This is a genomic window from Microbulbifer elongatus, assembly GCF_020524885.1.
Taxonomy (GTDB): Bacteria; Pseudomonadota; Gammaproteobacteria; order Pseudomonadales; family Cellvibrionaceae; genus Microbulbifer; species Microbulbifer elongatus_A.
This window is the reverse complement of the sequence record NZ_JAIVKJ010000005.1, coordinates 63,541-84,131: the sequence shown is the minus strand read 5'-3', so window position 1 is coordinate 84,131 and position 20,591 is coordinate 63,541. Positions and strand designations below refer to the sequence as shown.

At 57.3% G+C, this 20,591-nt stretch carries 19 protein-coding genes; 13 read left to right on the top strand and 6 right to left on the bottom strand.

Going from position 1 to position 20,591, the window contains the following annotated elements:
- The first annotated feature begins 89 nt into the window (after positions 1–89).
- Entirely contained in the window at positions 90–641 is a 552-nt protein-coding gene (locus LC059_RS15995) for a hypothetical protein (RefSeq protein ID WP_226704879.1), read from the top strand.
- Positions 610–852 carry a hypothetical protein gene (locus LC059_RS15990; protein WP_226704878.1) on the top strand — a complete coding sequence of 81 codons (243 nt, stop codon included), beginning with the start codon at positions 610–612 and terminating at the stop codon, positions 850–852. Before LC059_RS15995 ends, LC059_RS15990 begins: the two co-directional genes overlap by 32 nt.
- Here LC059_RS15990 and LC059_RS15985 read toward each other — a convergent pair.
- Positions 849–2,192 (bottom strand): nitrate- and nitrite sensing domain-containing protein, encoded by a 1,344-nt coding sequence (locus LC059_RS15985; protein ID WP_226704877.1) that lies wholly within the window; start codon positions 2,190–2,192, stop codon positions 849–851. The genes LC059_RS15990 and LC059_RS15985 overlap by 4 nt on opposite strands.
- A gap of 492 nt (positions 2,193–2,684) precedes the next feature.
- On the opposite strand from LC059_RS15985, the gene LC059_RS15980 reads away from it, so the two are divergent.
- The 4 genes from LC059_RS15980 to LC059_RS15965 all read left to right on the top strand — a co-directional run bounded on the left by LC059_RS15980 (position 2,685) and on the right by LC059_RS15965 (position 6,868).
- Positions 2,685–3,536 (top strand): formate/nitrite transporter family protein, encoded by an 852-nt coding sequence (locus LC059_RS15980; RefSeq protein WP_226704876.1) that lies wholly within the window; start codon positions 2,685–2,687, stop codon positions 3,534–3,536.
- Positions 3,537–3,589: 53 nt separating this feature from the next.
- Positions 3,590–5,332 (top strand): bifunctional protein-serine/threonine kinase/phosphatase, encoded by a 1,743-nt coding sequence (locus tag LC059_RS15975; protein ID WP_226704875.1) that lies wholly within the window; start codon positions 3,590–3,592, stop codon positions 5,330–5,332.
- 70 nt (positions 5,333–5,402) lie between these two features.
- Positions 5,403–5,852, top strand: coding sequence for a cyanase (gene cynS / locus LC059_RS15970; protein ID WP_226704874.1), 450 nt, complete (start codon positions 5,403–5,405; stop codon positions 5,850–5,852).
- A 128-nt stretch (positions 5,853–5,980) separates the two neighbouring features.
- Positions 5,981–6,868: an NAD-dependent protein deacetylase gene (locus tag LC059_RS15965; RefSeq protein ID WP_226704873.1), complete on the top strand. Its 888-nt coding sequence runs from the start codon at positions 5,981–5,983 to the stop codon at positions 6,866–6,868.
- Between the two features lie 32 nt (positions 6,869–6,900).
- On the opposite strand, the gene LC059_RS15960 is transcribed toward LC059_RS15965, so the two are convergent.
- From LC059_RS15960 to LC059_RS15950, 3 genes are all read right to left on the bottom strand, one after another.
- Positions 6,901–8,685, bottom strand: a complete 1,785-nt coding sequence (locus tag LC059_RS15960; RefSeq protein ID WP_226704872.1) for an N-acyl-D-amino-acid deacylase family protein — start codon at positions 8,683–8,685, stop codon at positions 6,901–6,903.
- 126 nt (positions 8,686–8,811) lie between these two features.
- Entirely contained in the window at positions 8,812–9,696 is an 885-nt protein-coding gene (gene yghU / locus LC059_RS15955; RefSeq protein WP_226704871.1) for a glutathione-dependent disulfide-bond oxidoreductase, read from the bottom strand.
- 99 nt (positions 9,697–9,795) lie between these two features.
- Positions 9,796–10,362, bottom strand: coding sequence for a transglutaminase-like domain-containing protein (locus LC059_RS15950; RefSeq protein WP_226704870.1), 567 nt, complete (start codon positions 10,360–10,362; stop codon positions 9,796–9,798).
- Between the two features lie 345 nt (positions 10,363–10,707).
- Here LC059_RS15950 and rsxA point away from each other — a divergent pair, with 345 nt between their 5' ends.
- From rsxA to LC059_RS15915, 7 genes are all read left to right on the top strand, one after another.
- Positions 10,708–11,283 (top strand): electron transport complex subunit RsxA, encoded by a 576-nt coding sequence (gene rsxA, locus LC059_RS15945; RefSeq protein ID WP_226704869.1) that lies wholly within the window; start codon positions 10,708–10,710, stop codon positions 11,281–11,283.
- Positions 11,284–11,295: 12 nt separating this feature from the next.
- Positions 11,296–11,904, top strand: a complete 609-nt coding sequence (gene rsxB / locus LC059_RS15940) for an electron transport complex subunit RsxB (RefSeq protein ID WP_226704868.1) — start codon at positions 11,296–11,298, stop codon at positions 11,902–11,904.
- A complete protein-coding gene (rsxC, locus tag LC059_RS15935; protein ID WP_226704867.1) occupies positions 11,901–14,081 on the top strand; it encodes an electron transport complex subunit RsxC in 2,181 nt (726 codons plus the stop codon). Before rsxB ends, rsxC begins: the two co-directional genes overlap by 4 nt.
- Positions 14,082–14,103: 22 nt before the next feature.
- The gene (gene rsxD / locus LC059_RS15930) at positions 14,104–15,156 is read left to right on the top strand and encodes an electron transport complex subunit RsxD (protein WP_226704866.1); all 1,053 of its coding nucleotides are present in this window, start codon (positions 14,104–14,106) and stop codon (positions 15,154–15,156) included.
- A complete protein-coding gene (gene rsxG / locus LC059_RS15925) occupies positions 15,156–15,851 on the top strand; it encodes an electron transport complex subunit RsxG (protein WP_226704865.1) in 696 nt (231 codons plus the stop codon). The genes rsxD and rsxG overlap by 1 nt, the downstream gene beginning before the upstream one ends.
- Positions 15,851–16,564 carry an electron transport complex subunit E gene (locus tag LC059_RS15920; RefSeq protein WP_226704864.1) on the top strand — a complete coding sequence of 238 codons (714 nt, stop codon included), beginning with the start codon at positions 15,851–15,853 and terminating at the stop codon, positions 16,562–16,564. The genes rsxG and LC059_RS15920 overlap by 1 nt, the downstream gene beginning before the upstream one ends.
- 608 nt (positions 16,565–17,172) lie before the next feature.
- On the top strand, positions 17,173–17,922 hold the full coding sequence (locus LC059_RS15915; protein WP_226704863.1) for a TetR/AcrR family transcriptional regulator: 750 nt from the start codon (positions 17,173–17,175) through the stop codon (positions 17,920–17,922).
- 73 nt (positions 17,923–17,995) lie between these two features.
- On the opposite strand, the gene LC059_RS15910 is transcribed toward LC059_RS15915, so the two are convergent.
- Complete coding sequence (locus LC059_RS15910; RefSeq protein WP_226704862.1) at positions 17,996–19,141, bottom strand: SO2930 family diheme c-type cytochrome; 1,146 nt, start codon at positions 19,139–19,141, stop codon at positions 17,996–17,998.
- Positions 19,134–20,447, bottom strand: a complete 1,314-nt coding sequence (locus LC059_RS15905; protein ID WP_226704861.1) for a parallel beta-helix domain-containing protein — start codon at positions 20,445–20,447, stop codon at positions 19,134–19,136. Before LC059_RS15905 ends, LC059_RS15910 begins: the two co-directional genes overlap by 8 nt.
- Positions 20,448–20,591: the final 144 nt, after the last annotated feature.

Sequence of the window (20,591 nt, the reverse complement as noted above, 5' to 3'; positions counted from 1 at the left end):
TTCAATGGGCCCGCTATCAGCAGATCTATGCTGCGGGAGTCCGCAGGCACGCAGCAATTCTCACTGGCAATTATTCTGGGGATCACTGGATGGCCGGACCGGACAAGTCGGGAAAAGACACTCGCAAGTTAAACGAAAATGTGAATACCGACGACAGTAGCAGGGTCCGGGACGATCCCCCACGTCCGGCTGCGCAAGACCGCAGCCGAGGGCATCATGATACGGAAAATGGTGAACCCGTTTCCGACGTGAAGTCCGAGTTAGAATTGCTGATGCAGCGCGCTGAAGCCACCATGACACTGGCTACCGCCTGGTCGGAAAACTTCACTCGCCTGGTACACCTGGAATTCCAGCGCACACTGGGCGCCGGAAAAAGAATAGTCGTACTCGGACTGTTTCTATTCTTCCTCGCCATTGCGTTATTAGTGAGCCTTTGTGCGGGTCTGGGGCTGGTGAGCTTCTACTTTACCCAGTCCGTATATATCGGATTTGGGGTTTTTCTGCTCTCACAGATACTGATCGTGGCCGGGCTGCTGCTTTCCATCAACAGCCTGCGCAAGCTCCTCGGCTTCGAGGAAAGTAAAAAACAGGCAAGAGAGGCTCTCGACGATGTCACTGCGCTCTTTAAACAAGCAGATTGAGCACTGCCGACAGGATCTGGAACTGCAGCGTCGCAGTACAGTGAGCCTGTTGCAACAACAACGGGCCCAGGCACTGACACAGACACGCAAGATTCCGCTGCCAGTTGCAATGGGCGTTGCCTTTATCGGGGGATTCTGTCTGCAGCGTTTTTTCAGCACGCCGACACCACATACCCTTTTAAACTGGTACCTCACCCTGCGGGCGTTCTAGCCTGCGCCGGCGGGTGCTGGACGCGAATTATTGTCGAACCCCGGCGCATCGCGACGATTGCCGATCTCGATAATTTTTGCCGCTACGTCCGCCAGCTTCAGGTTCATCTCCATAGCGCGCTGCTGCATAGTGCGGTACGCATCGTCCTCGTTCAGCCGCAGGCTGCGCATCAATACCCCCTTGGCGCGTTCAACGAGTTTGCGCTCGGTCAAGGCGCGGCGGGTTTCTTCCAGCTCTTCACTCACCCGGTGGATATGCGCCACCTGCGAGCGAATCAGGTCATACAGGGAATGGGCCAGTTTCTGCCCGTGCAGAGGAGGCACGCCGGCCGTCGGCGGCCGCCCGTAGAGCCCCGGCACCTCCGGGTCAAACAGGATGGTCAGCGCGGGCGGGCGATTCCAATCTGCAGACTTCATTTGCTGCAACTGCGCATAGTGATGGCCCAGCTCCGACTGCGCATCCGCCACTCGCTTTCGGCTCACCCGCAACAAGCGCGCAGCCATGGCATCCTCCAGCCCATGCATGCTGTCGATTCTCGCCGTGGCAAGCTCGTACCACACCTCACTGATGTCCGCCGCAATGGGTTCTCCATTTTTCAGGCCGGCGATTATACGGCGCAGACGGTTCAGGTCCCGGGTTTCATCACTGTCTTCAATGGCCTGCCAGCGGGCCTGCTCGTTATCTCCCGCGAACTCCAGGAAAATTTCAAGGCTGCGCCGTTGGCAAGCCTGCAGATGGTCGAGTCGCTCGTGTAACTTTTCATCAAAGTGGCTGCCGGCAAAGCCAATTGCCCCCCAGGCGCGCTCCTGCCCGGAAAACTCCTTGGCTTGCATAAAGTTAAACAATGCCACCAGTAATCTTGTCACTTCAGGGTCATCCGCAACATCTGCCGCCTCAAACACCACTGAAAGCAAACCCGCAATCAAGCGACAAAACGCATCGGTAGACTCCAGCGCACTCACGGCAAAGGCATCCACCTGTCGACGCAGCGCTTCCAGTTCGTCAAGGCCGTGCAGGGAGTAGGCGATACTGTTCAGCAAGCGCATATCACGGGGATTGTTGCGCCGCCCCTCTTGCAGATAGTGATCATGCAATAGCTGTCTGAAAATATCCGCACTCTGTCCACAGGCCTGCGTCTGTTCGGCACGCAAAGAAGAAAAGCGCATTCCAGAAGATACTAGATAGATATTGCTGATCCCACGCTCCCGCTGCAATTGGTGCACAAGATCTGAAACCGTCGTCACCAGTTCACAGCTCCCTGCCAGCCGCTCCAGAGCCTGGATTTCCGAACGCTTGGCGGCGAGCAGGAATTTTTCTGCATCTTCACTGTGGTTGGGCATCGCGGTGCTTCCCGAGAAAGTAGTGGTTACTGCTATCCCAGCAATAAATATTCCAGCCATGGCATCACTGCGCCAAAAACTCCTCAGAATTGCTGGGGAGGTGGCGTCATCGCACTATCTCGCAGCACCCGCACCAGCAAGGTGCGCTGCAGTCATTCTTTCGTGGGTAGCGGCGCCACTCACCGAGAAGCACGCCACATTTCCTGGCTGCACAGATGCTTTTTCCCCATAAGGCAGAGTTGGCACCGAGATTGCTTTTAACTCAGGTGTAGGCATATCGCGCAGAGGGTTGCGCAAGCGCTGCAGGGCCCTGGCCCAAGATAAATTGAACACTATGGATAAAGGCGTCCATCACTTTCCGGCTTCAGCCGGTCTGTGTGGGCGCTTTTTTTGTGCCCCGGAAAACTGGTTACAGACACGACCACCGCGTCTGCTGTAGCCGGCTTCCTGCACAGATGGACAGCCGGCCCTTAAACCTAAAAGGTGATAACTATGGCTTATCTCGCTCCTACCGAATTCGTGACCAAGATGGTCGACGCAGGGGAATCAAAAATCTACATGTCCACGCGGGACACACTGGTTCGCGCCTATATGGCCGGTGCCATTCTCGCGTTGGCCGCGGTATTTGCCGTGACCGTGGGCACCATGACTGGCTCCCACCTGATCGGCTCCATCCTCTTTCCCGTGGGTTTTTGCATGCTGTACCTGATGGGCTTCGACCTGCTGACCGGAGTATTTGTGCTTGCACCGCTGGCATGGCTGGATCGCCGCCCGGGCGTAACCTGGGGAGGTATCCTGCGTAACTGGGGACTCGTTTTCCTGGGTAATTTCGCCGGTGCACTCACCGTCGCCGTCATGATGGCCTTTGTGTTTACCATGGGTTTCAACACCGAGCCTGGCGCGGTGGGCGCAAAGCTTTCGTCCATCGGTGAGGCGCGCACCCTGGGTTACGCGGAATACGGTGCAGCCGGTTGGTTCACTATTTTCATTCGCGGCATGCTGTGTAACTGGATGGTATCCATGGGCGTTGTCGGCGCAATGATTTCCACCAACGTCAGCGGCAAGGTGATCGCGATGTGGATGCCAATCATGCTGTTCTTCTTTATGGCATTCGAGCACTCAGTGGTAAACATGTTCCTGTTCCCCACTGCAATCATGATGGGTGGTGATTTCTCGATAATGGATTACTTCATCTGGAACGAAATCCCCACTGCGCTGGGCAACCTTGTAGGCGGTCTCGCCTTCACCGGCCTCACGCTCTACAGCACCCACTACAAGACCGCGCCCAAGCGTCAGCTGACCCCGGTAGCCGGCGCCAAGCCGGGTAAAGAGGCGCTGGCCTGATAACCTGGACTGAAAACAATGCAAGCCCCGCAATAGCGGGGTTATTTGATTTTATGAACAGCTCTCTCACAATTGAAATTGGCCAGCACACGAGCGCAGGCTTAAAGGCACAAAACCAGGACTGCTGTGACGCGCGCTTGCCACCTGAGCCGCAACTGGGCATGAAAGGGGCTGCCGTCGCCATTGCCGACGGTATCAGCTCGAGCTCCGTTAGTGCCATCGCCAGTGAAACCGCGGTAAAGAGTTTTCTGGATGATTACTACTGTACTTCGGATGGCTGGAGCGTACAGAGCGCTGCCGAACAGGTTCTAAAAGCCACCAATGCGTGGCTCTATGGGCAGACACAACAGAGCCCCTACCGCTTCGACAAAGACAAGGGCTATGTCTGCACCTTCAGTGCCGCTATTTTCAAGGGCACAGAAGCCCATATTTTCCATCTCGGTGATTCGCGTATCTATCGCTTGCGCCGGGGCTCTCTCGAACAACTTAGCCACGACCACCGCCAGTGGGTCGGCGAGCACCAAAGCTACCTTAGCCGTGCGCTCGGCGTAAACCAGCGGGTGGATGTGGACTATCAGGGACTGACACTGGAAGCCGCCGACCTGTTTATTTTCACGACCGACGGCGTACATGAATACTTGTCACAACAAACCCTGGTGGAAAATCTGTCAGGGCAAGACGTAGACCTCACGCAAGCGGCAAAGACCCTGGTTGCGGAGGCACTGGCCAACGGCAGTAACGACAACCTGACGGTTCAACTGGTTCGCATCACCGCGCTACCGGATACCTCACCGGCCTTGACCGAAAACCCTGGAAATCTTCCGCTGCCCCCCCTGCTAAAAACCGGTGACAAGTTTGACGGTTACCGTGTAGAGCGCGAGATACATGCCAGCAGCCGCAGCCACGTATACCTCGCCACTGATCTGGCCAGCGATGCCCAGGTGATACTGAAAGCCCCCTCCATCGACCTCTCGGACGACCCAGCCTATCTGCAAAGGCTGCTGATGGAAGAGTGGATTGCCAGGCGCGTCAGCAGTGCACACGTAGTGCGCGCAGCGGTCACGCATGGTCCGCGGAACTATGTGTACATCGCCATGGAGCGTGTGGAAGGACAGACACTGCGACAGTGGATGACGGACAACCCCAACCCCAGCCTTGAAGCCGTGCGCCATATTATTGAACAGGTTGCCAAGGGACTTCAGGCGCTGCACCGAGCAGAAATCCTGCACCAGGATCTGCGCCCGGAAAATATCATGATTAGCCCTGCGGGCACGGTGACCCTGATTGATCTGGGTTCCGCACGCGTGGACGGAATTGCCGAAAGTTATACCGACAGTTCTGCAGAAAACGGGCAACTAATTCTCGGCACCGCCATCTACAGTGCACCGGAATATTTTCTTGGCGACATGGGCTCGCCGCGCTCAGATCTTTTTTCTCTTGCAGTGCTGACCTACCACCTGCTCTCGGGTGAATTTCCCTACGGTACCCGGGTAGCCCGCTGCACCACGGTGGCGGCACAGCATAAACTGCGTTACCGCAGTGTACTCAATGAGTCCCTGGAAATTCCCGCTTGGGTTGATGCCGCATTGAAGAAGGCCCTGCAACCCAACCCTCTGCGCCGCCACGAAGCCCTGTCCGAGTTTGTCCATGAGCTGCGCCAACCAAACCCCGAATACGTTAACGCCACGCGACCACCACTGATAGAGCGCTACCCGGTACGCTTCTGGCAGTCGGTTAGTGGCGTTTTCCTGTTGATTATCTTTTACCTGCTGAGCGTGATTTCCAGCACAAACTGATGTAATGCGCCTTTTTAACACAACTAAGCGCAACGACATTTTCCTCGCACAATGAAACAGGAGACATTCCATGATCAGTAACCGCGACCAAGTCACCGAGATGATTCTCTCAGCCAAAGTACGCAAGGACCTCAAATGGAACCAGGTAGCAGATGCCGTCGGTCAGTCCAAGGAGTGGACCACGGCAGCCTGCCTGGGCCAGATGACCTTCACCAAAGAGCAGGCGGCCGTTGCACGCGAGTTGTTCGATCTCAGCGATGAAGCCGTGGCCTGGCTGCAGATTGCACCCTATAAAGGCTCACTGCCCACCGCGATACCCACGGACCCGTTGATCTATCGCCTTTATGAATTGGTCAATGTGTACGGCACTACCATGAAGGAATTAATTCATGAAGAGTTCGGCGATGGCATCATGAGCGCCATTGATTTCTCGATGGATATTCAGCGGGAAGAGGACCCGAAAGGCGACCGGGTGAACATGGTACTGTCCGGAAAGTTCCTGCCGTACAAGACTTACTGAGGCTCACTTCCCTATCTTCATCGAGCATGCTGGCGGCTACGGCGTCGCCGGCGTAACCCCTATGCAAACTTCCTCTGCCAGACTCGTTACAATACAGGATCCAACGTCATTGCGAACTGACCTGAACCATGAGCCTGAGCACGTATTTCTCCTCAGCCCGGAAAACTGAAAACAGTGTTGTCGCACCGGCTGTTCCCGCGGAGATGGCGGCGGAGCAACTGGTCGATTTTATTCGCCGCCACCCCCGGCTAACGGTGTTGACTGGCGCTGGTGTGAGCACGGATTCCGGCATTCCGGACTACCGCGACCGCAACGGCCACTGGAAACGCAAACCACCGGTGGACCACCGCGAATTTATGAAGAGCGCGGCAATCCGCCAGCGCTACTGGGGACGTGCGTTAATCGGCTGGCCGGTGATTCGCAACTCCGCACCAAACCCGGCGCACTTTCATCTGGCAGAGCTGGAGCGGCGCGGGCATATTCACCTGCTGATCACACAAAATGTGGATCGCTTGCATCAGCGCGCAGACAGCAAGCGGGTGATTGACCTGCACGGGCGCGCCGATGAAATATGCTGTATGGACTGTGACTACCGGGCAATGCGCCAGCTGGTGCACGACCGCAGTTATGAACTGAACCCGGAGTTCCGCCATTACACCGCCGAGACAGCACCGGACGGCGACGCGGACCTGGAAGTGGATTTTAGTCGGTTCAATGTTGCGGACTGCCCGGAATGCGCGGGAATTCTGAAGCCAGATGTGGTGTTCTTTGGAGACAATGTGCCGAAGACACGGGTACAGCAAGCCCTGGACGCGCTCAAGAACAGCGATGGCCTGCTGGTGGTGGGATCCTCATTGATGGTGTACTCCGGCTTTCGTTTCTGTCGCTACGCAAAGGAGTGGGGCAAGCCCATTGCTGCGCTGAACCTCGGTCGCACCCGTGCCGATGATCTGCTGGACTTGAAACTGAATGCCCCTATTGCAGACACGCTCGCACTAACGCTTTCCACACTGTAAACCCGCACGTGAAGTCGCGGGTCTGGTGCAGGCTAGCGCGCGGCAAGAAACTGGCCAAAGCCACTCTCCCTGCCCAGCGCAGGCTGCAGCTCTTCATCCTGCACCGCAAACTTCCCATTGACCAGGACATGTTTGACGATGCCGGGGTTGCGGTTAACGAGACGTTCAAGGCCGAAGTTTTCCATCTCTGCCCAGTGAACCTGCTGCAGTGCCTGTTCATCGCACTGCGCCAGTTGTGCAGGGTCCAGCACCACCACATCGGCACGATCGCCCTCGCGGATACGACCAGCCTCAATACCAAACCAGTCTGCCTGATCCCCAGTCATACGCCACACTGCCTGCTCCATGGACATGATCGGCGCCCGGCTGTGCTCGGTGTCAGCCACCAGCTTGAGCAACCTCAGCGGCAGGTTGTAAAAGGCCATGTTGCGGATATGCGCCCCCGCATCACTGAAAGTGATTAATGCCCTTGGATCACGCACCATTTTATTCAGCACCGATTTTCGATGGTTGGCAACCGTGGTTACCCATCGCAACTTGGTGCCGTAGGCGACCACTAAATCCAGAAACAGGTCCACCACATGGATGCCGCGCTGCAGCGCGACCTCGGCGAAGTTTTTCCCAACCAGGTTCTGATCCGGACAGGCGGTGATTTCCGCATCGCCAAAATCCCGCTGCCAAACCCGCGGGCTCAGCTTTTCCCCATAAAACTTACGGAAATCCCGTCGGTATCGTTCGCTCTTGAGCAGCTGGTTACGCTCGATGGCGTCCTTGAGATCGAGCGCCATTTCGCCCGCACCGAACTCCTCAAAGAACACTACATCGATGCCGTCCGCATATACCGTGAACGGGGTCGGTAATAACTGCCAGCGAAAGTCGCCGCGCAACGCATTGGTGAGCCATGAAGTCAGGCGCGTGAGGACATTGAGGTAGGCGCTGCCCTTCAGGTCCATCTGGCTGATAAGGGTGGTTTTGAGCGGTGGCCGCAGCCAGCCAATGCACTCGCGGATATACTGGTTGATCTGTAGCGGCGTCGCCGCATTCGGCGCGCCCTGGTGCACGCGATTGTATTTGCGCAGCAGGCGGTTTAGCCGGGCGATTTCCTGCCAGCGGGCGTAGGTGCTCGGCAGGCTCCTGGACCAGGCGCGCTCGCCATCGACCTTGTCCCACTTCAGACACATGGTCGAGAGACCGGCAAACCCACACTCCAGCGCCTCTTCCAGCAACGCTTCCATCTGTTGCATTTCATAGTCGCTGGGGCGCTCTGTGCGCTCGGTGGCGCGGCGCAGTCCCATTACACTTACGCGCAAGTCACTGTGCCCCAACAGGCTGGTCACATTCGGCCCCAGCGGCAGCTCGGCGACATGTGCGATCCACTCCTGCGGGGTGCGCCAGGTCTTGCAATTTTGCAGCACCGGGAGCACTTTTTCCCGTGGCACTGTCTCCACCCGGGTGAAAATGTCCGATGCATCCTCGGCCTCACTGCACACCATGCTCAGTGAGCAACTTCCGACCAGTACCGTCGTCACACCGTGACGCACCGACTCCGACAGGCTCGGACTTACCAGCATTTCTGCATCGTAGTGCGTATGGGTATCGAGAAATCCGGGGGTGACCCAGTGACCGCTGGCATCGATCACCTGGGCCGCCTCCGCGTGGGAGATAGGCTGAGCGCTTACGCGCGCGATACGTCCGTCCCTGATCGCGACATGCCGAATCGCGGACGCGGCGCCGGTACCGTCGAAATAGCGCCCGCCCTCGATCAGTACATCAAACTTGTGCTGGTTACGAACGGCATCCTGCTGAGTGGATGGCATAACTGCAGACCTGTGCGTGAATTATTATTGGTTTGTTATTGCACACAGATTACGCCGAACCATGGCGACATTCTGGTTAATTGGTGCCAAGTCTCGGCCGGAAATCCTGGCCTGCAGTGAGCCGCCTTACGCCTGTTCGCCGCCCTCATCCCCGGCAAGTTTATCCTGGGTGCGGGTATCGAAATCACTGGCGTCATGACGCTCGTGCAACTGCTCCGAAGGTTCACCCCAGGTGCGGTTGACCATCTTGCCCCGCTGAACCGCGGGCCGCTCAGCAATCTCATCCACCCAGCGCATGACATTTTTGTAAGTGTCCGCTTCCAGAAACTCCGCTGCGTCATAAGCCTGGTTTTTTACCACGGCGCCGTACCAGGGCCAGATGGCCATATCGGCGATGGTGTACTCCCTGCCGGCAACAAACGGGTGCTCTGCCAGCTGACGATCCAGTACATCTAGCTGGCGCTTTACTTCCATGGTGTAGCGGTTGATGGGGTATTCGTATTTCTCGGGCGCGTAGGCATAAAAGTGGCCAAAGCCACCCCCAAGAAATGGAGCGGCCCCCATCTGCCAGAAAAGCCAGTTAAGGGTTTCGGTGCGCTGCTCCGGAGTGTGCGGCAGAAAAGCGCCGAACTTTTCCGCCAGGTACAACAGGATTGAGCCCGATTCGAACACGCGAATCGGCGGTGTGGTGCTGTGGTCCACCAGTGCCGGGATTTTCGAGTTGGGATTGATGTCGACAAAGCCGCTGCTGAACTGATCCCCTTCGGTAATACGGATCAGATGGGCATCGTATTCGGCGCCTTCATGCCCCAGCGCCAGCAGCTCTTCCAGCATGATGGTGGCCTTGACGCCATTGGGCGTGGCTAGGGAGTAGAGCTGCATAGGGTGCTTGCCCACTGGCAACGCTTTCTCATGGGTCGGGCCGGCGATGGGCCGATTGATGTTGGCGAACTGGCCACCACTTTCAGAGTCCCACTTCCACACCTTGGGTGGAGTATACGCATCCGACATAGCTGCTCCCGTCTTGATCGAGGTTGGGGTATTGAGGTCGAGTATCCAGGTAAAGATATCGAGATTCAGGAGCTAAGAGTAAACCCACAGACCGCGAGTTCAAACGTCGGGCAATTTTTGCTCAACTTCGGCGAAGCTTACGCACGATTGCAGCAACGCCACAACCTCCGGCAGAGGCTCAGCATAGTTACCGGGCAGGTCGCACTCTCCGTCCTCCACCGGCGTATAGGCGAGGCGCTCTTGGGGCGGGATAAATTCAGCGGTAATCCCCGGCTTGTTACCTCGGGCATCGATACGCATCCAGCCGTAGGCGTCCAGGTGAATGGTATTGAAGCCATGTAGACAGTAGCGATCACTGGCTTCATTCAGCAACAAACGTTGATAGCTGAAACCGGCGGGGATGCCATTGGCACGTAGCAGCGCTGCCAACAGGTGGCTCTTGGCGAAGCAGAAGCCGGTTCCGGTTTCCAGTACGTCAGATGCGCGACAAGTCACCGGATCCAATTGGAAGTCCCCACTGTGACGGATCTCGTCGCGCACGAACTCGAAGCAATTGCGCGCCGTTCCGAAGCGGGTCCGGGAGAGGCACGCCAGTTTTTCAGCGGTGGCCAGCACGAGGGGGTGCTGCCAGTCGATAATGGGCGAGGTCTGCAAGTACTCGTTCATATCCAATGAATGCCTGCTTGGGTTGCAGTGAAGTCATGAGCTGGGATTGCAGCATCGAGGCCCGGAGTGCAGAAAGCGACCAATTTCCGGACAATAGGGACATATGGCAAGTTGAACGCCTATTTCCTCTCGCCCATAATACCTCTCCCGACTCTGCCAACAGCAATTTGCAACTTTCACGCCACTACCGCCTATAGATGAGTAAAGGTGGGAATAGCGCGTAAACTGCAACGCATCGCCTGCGCGCCGATCAACCGCCGGCCCGATGCTCTAAATTTATATGGGCTGCCGTTACACTCCGCAACCCTGTCCGGGAGCCGGCACTGCGGCCCGAACGGAATCACTATGACCGAATTTACCGTCATTCTGCTCTCTACCATTCTGGTAAACAACTACGTGCTGGTGCAGTTCCTCGGCCTTTGTCCGTTTATGGGGGTTTCCAACAAGCTGGAAACCGCCATCGGCATGGCGGGCGCCACCACCTTTGTGCTGACGCTGGCAGCCATCTGCTCCTATCTGGTGAATACCTACTTACTTGAACCCTTCGGGATGGAGTATCTGCGCACCATTTCATTCATTCTGGTAATCGCAGTGGTGGTGCAGTTTGCGCGCATGTTTATCGAAAAGACCAGCCCGCTGCTGCACCGGGTGCTGGGCGTCTTTCTGCCTCTGATTACCACCAACTGCGCGGTGCTGGGTGTGGCACTGCAGAACACCCTAAAAGCGAATAACTTTATCCAGTCCACCCTCTACGGCTTTGGTGCTGCGGTGGGCTTTTCCCTGGTGCTGATCCTGTTCTCCGCCATGCGCGAACGCCTGGCAGTTGCGGATGTACCCAAGCCGTTCAAGGGCGCCGCCATCGGCATGATGACCGCAGGGCTGATGTCGCTAGCATTTATGGGCTTCAGCGGACTGGTATAAGGAGAGGCAAGAATGGAATGGCTATCTGAAGTATCCACGCCCCTGCTGATTCTGGGCGGTATGGCCCTCGTGTTTGGTGCCCTGCTGGGCTTTGCCGCCGTGCGCTTCAGGGTAGAGGGCGACCCCATCGTCGAACAGATCGATGCCCTGCTGCCGCAAACCCAGTGCGGCCAGTGCGGCCATCCCGGCTGCCGCCCCTACGCCGAGGCCATCGCCAACGGTGAGGCCATTAACAGGTGCCCGCCAGGAGGGCAGGCCACCATCAACGAGCTGGCCAACCTGCTGGATGTAGAGCCGACACCTCTGGATGCCGAGCACGGTATCGAAGACGTCAAGAAAGTGGCCTTTATCCGCGAGGCCGAGTGCATTGGCTGTACCAAGTGCATTCAGGCCTGCCCGGTAGACGCCATTGTCGGCGCCGCCAAACAGATGCACACGGTGATCGTGGACGAGTGCACCGGCTGTGACCTGTGTGTGGAGCCGTGCCCGGTGGATTGCATCGATATGGTGCCCCTGGAGACAAGCCTGCAGGAGTGGCGCCCGAATAAACCTAGCGATGGAGTTCAATTGATCGCCAGTGACCGCCCCGAGTTGCACACCGATGACCGGAGTGCTGCATGAGCCAGGTAAACGAAAGACAGAGCGCCAGCGAGCGTCGCGCGGCCCGTGAAGCCCACCTGATCGCCAGTGAAAAAGCCCGGGACCTGTCCCGCGAGCTGAAAATCAACGATTTCCACGGCGGCGTTCACCCCCCGGAAAACAAACACCAGTCGACCGGTGAGCCTATCGGCAGCATTCCGCTGGCGGAAGATCTGATTGTCCCGCTGAACCAGCATATCGGCGGCACCGCCATCCCCCTGGTAAAGCTGGGCGATATGGTATTAAAGGGGCAGAAGATCGCTGAGGCAGACGGCCTGGTGAGCTGCCCGGTACACGCCCCGTCGTCCGGCAAGGTGGTGGCCATCGAGCCCATGGCGGTACCCCACCCCTCCGGCATGGTGGCGGACTGCATCCAGATACGCACCGACGGTCGCGACGAGTGGTGTGCGCTCACTCCGCTGGCAGACTATGCAAATCGCGATATCGACGACGTGCTGGAAAAAATTCGCGACTGCGGCATCGCCGGTATGGGCGGTGCCGGCTTCCCCACGGCGGTGAAACTGAATCCTCGCGGCGGCGCAGAAATCGACACTTTGATCATCAACGGCACCGAGTGCGAGCCCTATATCACCGCCGACGATATGCTGATGCGCGAGCACGCCAGTGAGATCATTGGTGGTGTGGAGATACTCGCGCACTTGCTTGACCAGCCGGAGCGCGTGCTGATCGGTATCGAGGACAACAAGCCGGAAGCCATCGAGGCGATGAAGAAAGCCGCAGAAGGCACCCGCTTCCACGTGGTGACCTTCCCCACCAAGTATCCCTCGGGTGGCGAAAAGCAGCTGATCGAAATCCTCACCGGGCGCGAGGTCCCCAACGAGGGCCTGCCGGCCAATGTGGGGATCGTGTGTCAGAACGTGGGCACCGCCCGCGCGGTGTTCCGTGCGGTTACCCTGGGCGAACCACTGATCAGCCGCATTACCACGGTGGTCGGTGAATCCCTGCAACGCCAGCGCAATATCGATGTGCCGCTGGGCACACCCATCCGGCATGTCCTGGAACAGCATGGCCTCGATCGTAAAACGCTGCAGCGCATCATAATCGGCGGCCCCATGATGGGTTATACCATCGAGGATTTGTCAGCGCCGGTGGTGAAGACCACCAACTGTATTCTCGCCCCATCAAAACAGGAATTACCGGCGCCACCGCCGGCGCAGGCCTGTATCCGCTGCGGACTCTGTGCCGAGGCCTGCCCGGCGAGCCTGCTGCCACAGCAGCTGTACTGGTACGCGCGCGCCGAGGACCGGGAAAAACTGCAGGCCTACAACCTGTTCGACTGCATCGAGTGCGGTGCCTGCTCCTATGTTTGCCCCTCCAGCATTCCGCTGGTGCAGTACTACCGAGCCGCCAAGGGCGATATCCGCGAGGCGCGCCAGGAAAAGGAGAAGGCAGACCGCGCCCGCGAGCGCTTCGAATACCGCAAGCTGCGCCTGGAAAAGGCAGAGCAGGAAAAAGAAGCCAAGCGCCTGGCGCGCAAGAAAGCGGCCGAGGAAGCGCGCAAGAAGCGCGAGCAGGAAGCCAACAGCCCGGAGGCCCAGGCGGCCAAACAGGAATCCGATGTTGTGGCCGCGGCCCTCGCCCGGGTGAAAGCCAAGCAGGCCACACCCGAGCAGCAACTGGCTCGCGCCCAGCGCACCCTCACCAGTGCCGAGCACCGGGTTGAGCGGATGCAGAAAAAACTGGCAGACGCAGAAGAGGCCCAGAAGCCACCACTGGAAGCCCAGCTGAAAACCGCGGAACTGAAACTGCAGGAAGCCCGCGACAGGCTGGCCGAGGCCGAGAAGCAAGCCGCCGCAGCCGACAAAACGCCGGAACAAAAGACCGTGGAAAGCAGCGCGGAGCCGTCCATCACCGAAGACAAGCTCACCGTTGCCGGCGCATCTTCCTCGGCCGCGGGTGCGGCAATCGAGAGAGCCAAAGCAGCGGCTGCTGCCCGCGCCAGTATGAATCCGGAAGAAAAGCTGGCACAGGAAATCGACGCGCTGAAAAAACGGGTGGAAAAAGCCGAGGCGCGCCTGACCAAAGCCCGTAACGAAGACGACCCAAATACCGGCGCCTTCGAAACCGCGCTGGAAAAAATGCAGGGAAAGCTGCAGGAAAAATTGGCCCAGCAGAGCCAGTCCGGCAGCCAGGACTGAGGCGGGAGAAAAGAGAATTACCATGTCCCTGATGCGAATCACTTCCCCCCACGCCCACTCGGGCCAGAGCACCGCCAAGGTTATGCTGCAGGTGGCGGCGGCCACTGTTCCCGGCGTACTTGCTTTGGTGGTATTTTTCGGCCCCGGCGTGCTGGTCAATATTGCCCTGTGTGTTGCCACCGCGCTGGCCTGTGAGGCCGCAGTGATGAAACTGCGCGATCGCCCGGTTGGCTTTTACCTGAAAGACTACAGCGCACTGGTCACCGCCCTGCTGCTCGGTATCGCCCTGCCTCCCTACTGCCCATGGTGGATCCCGGTAATCGGCAGCGTGAGCGCCATCCTGCTCGCCAAACAGCTTTACGGCGGCATGGGCTATAACCCCTTTAATCCGGCCATGGTGGGTTACGTAGTACTGCTGATCAGCTTTCCGGTGGAAATGACCCGCTGGGTGGCACCCGCAGAACTGATACAGGGCACCCCCGCACTGGGTGAAACGTTTGCGCTGATTTTCGGCAATATGAATGTGGACGGTTTTACCCGCGCCACGCCACTGGAAATCGTGCGCCACAACCAGTCCACCATCCTCGCCCAGCTGTACGAGATGGAGCCCATGTTCAACAAGGGCTCCATAGCCGGGCTCGGCTGGGAAATGGCCAACTTCGGTTTCCTGCTCGGCGGCCTGTTCCTGCTGTTCCGCAGACTGATCACCTGGCACGCGCCGGTAGCCATGCTCGTCACCCTGACAGCGCTTTCAGTGGTGTTTTATGACGGCGGCAGTTCCCTGAGTGAAGGTTCACCCCTGCTGCATCTCTTCTCCGGTGCCACCATGCTGGGGGCTTTCTTTATCGTGACCGACCCGGTGAGTGGCTGTACCAGCAACAAGGGGCGCCTGATCTTCGGTGCCGGGGTTGGTCTACTGGTGTTCGTGATCCGCGCCTGGGGTGCCTACCCCGATGCGGTGGCGTTTGCGGTACTGCTGATGAACTTTGCCGCGCCGTTTATCGACAACTACACCCTGCCGCGCACCTATGGCCACAAGGCCGCGCGCAAGGCCACCGATCTGGAGGAACAGTAATGCTGAAACGCTCCATCGGTAAAAATGCCTCGGTACTGACGTTGTTTGCCCTGGTCACTGCGGGCACCCTGGCGGTCACCCAGATCACTACCCGCGAACCCATTGAACGTGCGATCCGCGAGGCGGCAGCCAAGGCGCTGCTGGAGATCATCCCCATCGAGCGCCACAGCAACGATCTACTGGTGGATACCTACCCTATTCCCAGACAGTACTGGGCCATGCTCGGCCTTAAACAGGGAGGGGACATCAATCTGGCCCGACAAAGCGACGGCACCATCGATGCAGTGATCATTCCCACGGTTGCGCCGGAAGGCTACTCCGGACCGATTCAGATGCTGGTGGGCGTCAATCGTGACGGTACCGTGGCTGGCGTAAGGGTTACCAACCATGCCGAAACACCCGGCCTTGGCGATAAGGTGGAAGTGAAGAAGAGCGACTGGATCCTCTCGTTCAACGGCACCTCCCTGGAAGACCCGGGGCGGGGTATGTGGAAGGTGGAGAAAGATGGTGGCGCCTTCGATCAATTTACCGGCGCCACCATTACCCCGCGCGCAGTGGTAAAGCAGGTCCGCACCGTGCTGGACTTTGTCGCCGAGCATCAGCAGAAAATTTTCAGTGCGCCGGTTTCCAAACGTGCGGTAGAGGTGGAGCAGCCACAGTCTGAACAACAACAACCAGAAGGGGAAAACAACTGATGGCCACCCCAACGTATTCTGAGATCACCCACAACGGCCTGTGGAAAAACAACCCCGCTCTGGTGCAGCTGCTGGGCCTGTGCCCGCTACTGGCGGTGACCGGCTCGGTGGTCAATGCCATCGGCCTGGGGCTCGCCACCACGGCGGTACTGGCCTGCTCCAACCTGGCAGTCTCCCTGGTGCGCCACCAGATGCCCGAAACTGTGCGACTACCCGCATCAGTAATGATCATCGCCACTTTCGTGACCTGCGCGGAATTATTGATGAAGGCATTCACCTACGAGTTGTACCTGGTGTTGGGAATCTTTATTCCACTGATTGTCACCAACTGTGCAATCCTCGGTCGTGCCGACGCCTTTGCCAGTAAAAACCCGGTACTGCCGTCACTGCTGGACGGCCTGATGATGGGCGTCGGTTTCAGTGCCGTGCTGATCGCAATCGGTGCGGTACGGGAAATCATTGGCCGCGGCACCTTGTTCAGCGATATGGACCTGCTGCTGGGCCCGGTGGCCGCAAACTGGACACTGCCGGTACTCGGGCAGGACTATTCCGGCTTTCTCGTCGCGGTATTGCCACCCGGTGCGTTTCTGGTGGCAGGACTATTGATCGCCGCAAAAAATGCGATCGACGCCGGTATCGAGCGCCGCCGCAAAGCCGATGTCAGTGTTGTCCGCGGCAGCAAGCGCGTGCGGACCACCGGAAAAATTCAATAGCCCTGCGGCGCATTGTGCCCCTGCTCCAGGGCGCGAAATTAATAGTCAGGCAACGGAATAATCGTTGCCTGCCTGCGGGCGCCGCCTGACCGATGAGTCCCGCAGAGCCCTTACATTAAAGCCCACCTTTAAAACGCCCCCCAACTTTTCACGCGCTCGCCTGACCCCAATAATATTCCGCAATAATTAAGACCAATCGACTACCTTGAATCAGGCCAATCCTTTAATGCGTACAAACCAATACGCCTATTTACTGAATTATTATTCGAATTAAATACCCCGTAATAGAATGTAATGGGATTTCCCTCACAATATTCAATTAATTGGTAGTCAACTGTTCCCACATCGATACAATAGCGCGGCCGACCCGGATTGGCTCTCCGGTCAACGTTATTTTTGGCCCATTTCATGTCTTGTTCATGGAAAGCAACCAGCAATATTCGTTAGACTGAACACATTCCATAAGAGCAATAGTTTTCTGAGAGCGGCAGTACAGTGCACCGGCAACGGCGACCACATTTTTTTTACCACGCTATTTTTATCTGGATTTCGCATTGCCTGATCCACGATAACTATTCGCTTACGATCGCAAAGGAATACTCATCACCATGACCTTAGACAAAGGAAAGTCTGAACTGGTTTACAATGGGCGCAAAGCCCAGCGTGCAGATAGCCGTCAACGCCGCAAAGCCATTCTCGAAGCGACCCTGCGTCTGATCGTAAAGGAAGGAATTCGTGGTATTCGGCATCGCGCCGTAGCCAGGGAAGCGGATGTTCCGCTGGCAGCAACGACCTATTACTTCAAGCACCTCAATGACCTGATCAGTGACGCATTCACTTATTTTGTGGAGCAGAATATTGATCAGACCCGCAACCTGCAGGAGGAAAGCTTTTTAGCCGCTCGCCAGCTTTCACCGCAACAACTCACGGCTCCCGCTGGTCGGCGTCAGCTACTTCAGCAACTGACCCGTTTTGTGCTTTCACACATTCGCGCACAAGCGAGCAATCGAGACAACCGCGTAATCGAACTGGCGTTTAAGAATGAGGCGCTGCGCAACGAACAGCTGACACGTGCAGTACGTATGGCGAATCAAGCCACCGAAAATATGATCGTGGAATTTTTTGAGCTGCTGCGCCTCGACGATCCGGTAGCTGCTGCGCAGATTGTTCACGGCACTATTTTGAATCTGGAATTCCAGGTGCTGAACGGTGCAATTTCCATTGATTCACCGCTACTTGAACGCAGTGTCACCATGATGATCAAAGCGCTGATTCCGTCAGTCGCGGAAGAAGAAGCGTCAACAGGCGAAATCGGCAGCAACGCTGAAGGTATTCCCCAGGACACGCATTTAGCATAAGCCCCGGCTAAGCCAGCGGAGCACGACCTGCGTCGCGCTCCGCCGCCATCATTACACCAACATTAAACCGACATCAGCTGCAGTTGCCCGGCATGGAAGCAATCCAGGCCTTCAGCAATTCGGTTCCTTCTTCATGAGCAAGGCTACGTCCTAGCTCCGGCATCATCGCACCCGGGTCGGTCGACTCCACACGGAAGTTGAGGATGGACTCATCCGGACTACCTGGCACGATGGCAAAAAGGCGGTCCCCTGAGCCGGTACCCGCAGCCACCGGTGGTTTGCACACCCCCAGCTTACGCATATCCCGCTCCGCACCGTACAACATCAATCCCGATGTGTCCGCCGGGCCATTGGGGTTATGGCAGTGACCACAGTTGATATCCAGGTAGGACCGCGCGCGCTCTTCGAGCGAGGCACTCGCATCCTTGAAATTCACGTTGTGGGGCACGCCTTCCAATTCCGGTAGACCGGTCAGGTATCCGACCTGTTGCCAGTAGACGAGCTGGTTTTCACTACCGCCTTCATAGCTGTACTGTTTGTTCAGGTGCCGCGCACGCGGGCCAATCGGACGCACGGCCTTTTGGCTATGGTTGTCGGCGTGACAACCCGCGCACTGGTTGAAGTCCGGTACAACGTAGGTGAAGGTTTCATTGCTGCCGTTTTCACTGACCAGCTGTAAACGCTTTGCATCACCAGCGATCTCCAAAACGGCATCAGTCTGAGCGTCGTTCCACACGTATGGCAGCGCCTGCCAACCGTCCGCACGCTTAACCAGCATACGGGTCTCAATCAGCTTGACCTTGTTAAGGTTCAGGCCACTGCCGGGATGCCCCTGTACAAAGTCGTGAGAGTAGTCGTCAGTGCGCAGCACCGAACCATCGTCGGCGAGCGGGTAGTAAAAGGTCTTGCTAATAATGGTACCGACCGGGTAATCGAAGTCATCGTCGCCGTAACCGGCACTGGTGCCCTCCGGCATCCATACGGTACGCAGTTTATGGGCGTAGTCGGTAAACAGTGCGGTGTTCAGATCGTAGGGGGTAACCCGCTCGTTCAGAACGAGCTTTCCGTCCAGCGCTTCAACCACATGCCACTGACTCAGATTGTCGGGTACGGTATTTTTTTCGTGCAGTGTGACCGGCTCGCGGGATGCTCCGCATCCAGCGAGCGTCAAGGTCAGCACCGCGCCCCCCAACCAGCGGGGCGACAGCAACTTACGCATCGGCTACCTCGTTACTTGCGTGCTGCTCTTCCTGAGATTTTTCCTGTTCTCCATCAAACTCGAGTACGATCTGCGGCAGTTTTTTCAGGCTGCAGTTATGCGCACTGATGTCGGTACTGATGTTCTTGTATCCACCCTGCAGATCGACATTGATGATGCCCACACCTTCGTTCTCGATACACAGCTTCAGGTCTGCCGGAAGCTTACCGTCCACCATTTTTGCATTGTCGATAGCGCCGTCCCAGAGTACGTCCGGCAGGCTGCCGGTCAAACCGAACTTGGCGATTTTCAGGGCCTTGAGCTCCATGTCATCGGGAGACTCACCGCCACCGGTGAAGATGTTGTCGTAGATATAAATACCTTCCGGATAGGGGTCGAAATTCTCCTGGGTAGACTTGTCGCTGTAGTAACCGGCAGCGAAGTAGCTGCTGACAATCACGTTGGCCGTGTCGTTATCGGAAATTTCGTTATTGAAGATTTCCACGTAGTCATTGGAGTTGATAACAACACCCGAGCCAGCCGGCACCGCAGCAACCGGGGTACCTTCGTGGCCAAAGTTTTCTGTGTTGTTCTTGAAAACCTTGTTGTTATAGACGCGGGTGCTGTGACCGGGCTGGGGCAGGTTCGGCATATTGAATACGAGAATACCGCCGGTATTGTTGGTGGCTACGTTGTCGTAGACATCAGCACCGATAGTATTTTCAATCTCAATGCCGGCCACATTGTATTCCGCGCGGTTGTTCCGCACGATCACATTACGAGACTGGCCCACATAGATACCGGCATCCGATGCACCGATAGCCACAGTACCTTCCACCAGGGTATTTTCAGTCTGAACCGGGTAAATACCGTAGGCACCATTCTCGGTCGCGGGACCATTGGTCCACTCCACCCGGATATCCCGGATGATGATGTTCTTGCCTTCGTTGACCTTAAGCGCATCACCGATGGTGTCTTCAATCGCCAGATCTTCAATGGTGAAGTCACTGGCGTTGACCAGCAGGCCTTCGGCACCCTGGATCTGGTTTTTGAAGGACAGAATGGTCTTGTCCATACCTGCACCGCGAATGGTCACACCATCCACGTTCAGCGAGAGACTGCGATTCAGCTCATAGCGTCCTTCAGGTATTTCAATCACATCGCCGGACTGAGCTGTGATTAGCTGCTTGAGCAGCTGCTTCTGGAAGTCCGCCGACGCTGACACACTATCTGCAGAGGCGCTGGAATTGCTCGTGTTGCTCTCCTGGGAACAGGCTGCAGCCAGCGCCGCAAGTGCGATGACACCGATTTTGAGTGGTGCTTTCATGGAATCTCCCGCTTTCCTTTTTCGTTTTATATGACGGCTGTGTCTGTTTTGATTATTCACGGGGCTTCTCCCCCGCATTCGGCCCCTCTCCCGCTCGGGCCGTGACGGCGACCATCTACCAATATCCGGTCCCCCCGACAGCGC

Bases quoted from the DNA above. Each gene is read 5' to 3' on its own strand.
- rsxD (WP_226704866.1), top strand. From the start codon at position 14,104: ATGTCCCTGATGCGAATCACTTCCCCCCACGCCCACTCGGGCCAGAGC.
- LC059_RS15995 (WP_226704879.1), top strand. From the start codon at position 90: ATGGCCGGACCGGACAAGTCGGGAAAAGACACTCGCAAGTTAAACGAA.
- yghU (WP_226704871.1), bottom strand. From the start codon at position 9,696: ATGTCGGATGCGTATACTCCACCCAAGGTGTGGAAGTGGGACTCTGAA.
- LC059_RS15990 (WP_226704878.1), top strand. From the start codon at position 610: ATGTCACTGCGCTCTTTAAACAAGCAGATTGAGCACTGCCGACAGGAT.
- LC059_RS15915 (WP_226704863.1), top strand. From the start codon at position 17,173: ATGACCTTAGACAAAGGAAAGTCTGAACTGGTTTACAATGGGCGCAAA.
- LC059_RS15965 (WP_226704873.1), top strand. From the start codon at position 5,981: ATGAGCCTGAGCACGTATTTCTCCTCAGCCCGGAAAACTGAAAACAGT.
- LC059_RS15975 (WP_226704875.1), top strand. From the start codon at position 3,590: ATGAACAGCTCTCTCACAATTGAAATTGGCCAGCACACGAGCGCAGGC.
- rsxB (WP_226704868.1), top strand. From the start codon at position 11,296: ATGGAATGGCTATCTGAAGTATCCACGCCCCTGCTGATTCTGGGCGGT.
- cynS (WP_226704874.1), top strand. From the start codon at position 5,403: ATGATCAGTAACCGCGACCAAGTCACCGAGATGATTCTCTCAGCCAAA.
- LC059_RS15950 (WP_226704870.1), bottom strand. From the start codon at position 10,362: ATGAACGAGTACTTGCAGACCTCGCCCATTATCGACTGGCAGCACCCC.
- LC059_RS15960 (WP_226704872.1), bottom strand. From the start codon at position 8,685: ATGCCATCCACTCAGCAGGATGCCGTTCGTAACCAGCACAAGTTTGAT.
- rsxA (WP_226704869.1), top strand. From the start codon at position 10,708: ATGACCGAATTTACCGTCATTCTGCTCTCTACCATTCTGGTAAACAAC.
- LC059_RS15980 (WP_226704876.1), top strand. From the start codon at position 2,685: ATGGCTTATCTCGCTCCTACCGAATTCGTGACCAAGATGGTCGACGCA.
- rsxG (WP_226704865.1), top strand. From the start codon at position 15,156: ATGCTGAAACGCTCCATCGGTAAAAATGCCTCGGTACTGACGTTGTTT.
- rsxC (WP_226704867.1), top strand. From the start codon at position 11,901: ATGAGCCAGGTAAACGAAAGACAGAGCGCCAGCGAGCGTCGCGCGGCC.
- LC059_RS15920 (WP_226704864.1), top strand. From the start codon at position 15,851: ATGGCCACCCCAACGTATTCTGAGATCACCCACAACGGCCTGTGGAAA.
- LC059_RS15985 (WP_226704877.1), bottom strand. From the start codon at position 2,192: ATGCCCAACCACAGTGAAGATGCAGAAAAATTCCTGCTCGCCGCCAAG.
- LC059_RS15905 (WP_226704861.1), bottom strand. From the start codon at position 20,447: ATGAAAGCACCACTCAAAATCGGTGTCATCGCACTTGCGGCGCTGGCT.
- LC059_RS15910 (WP_226704862.1), bottom strand. From the start codon at position 19,141: ATGCGTAAGTTGCTGTCGCCCCGCTGGTTGGGGGGCGCGGTGCTGACC.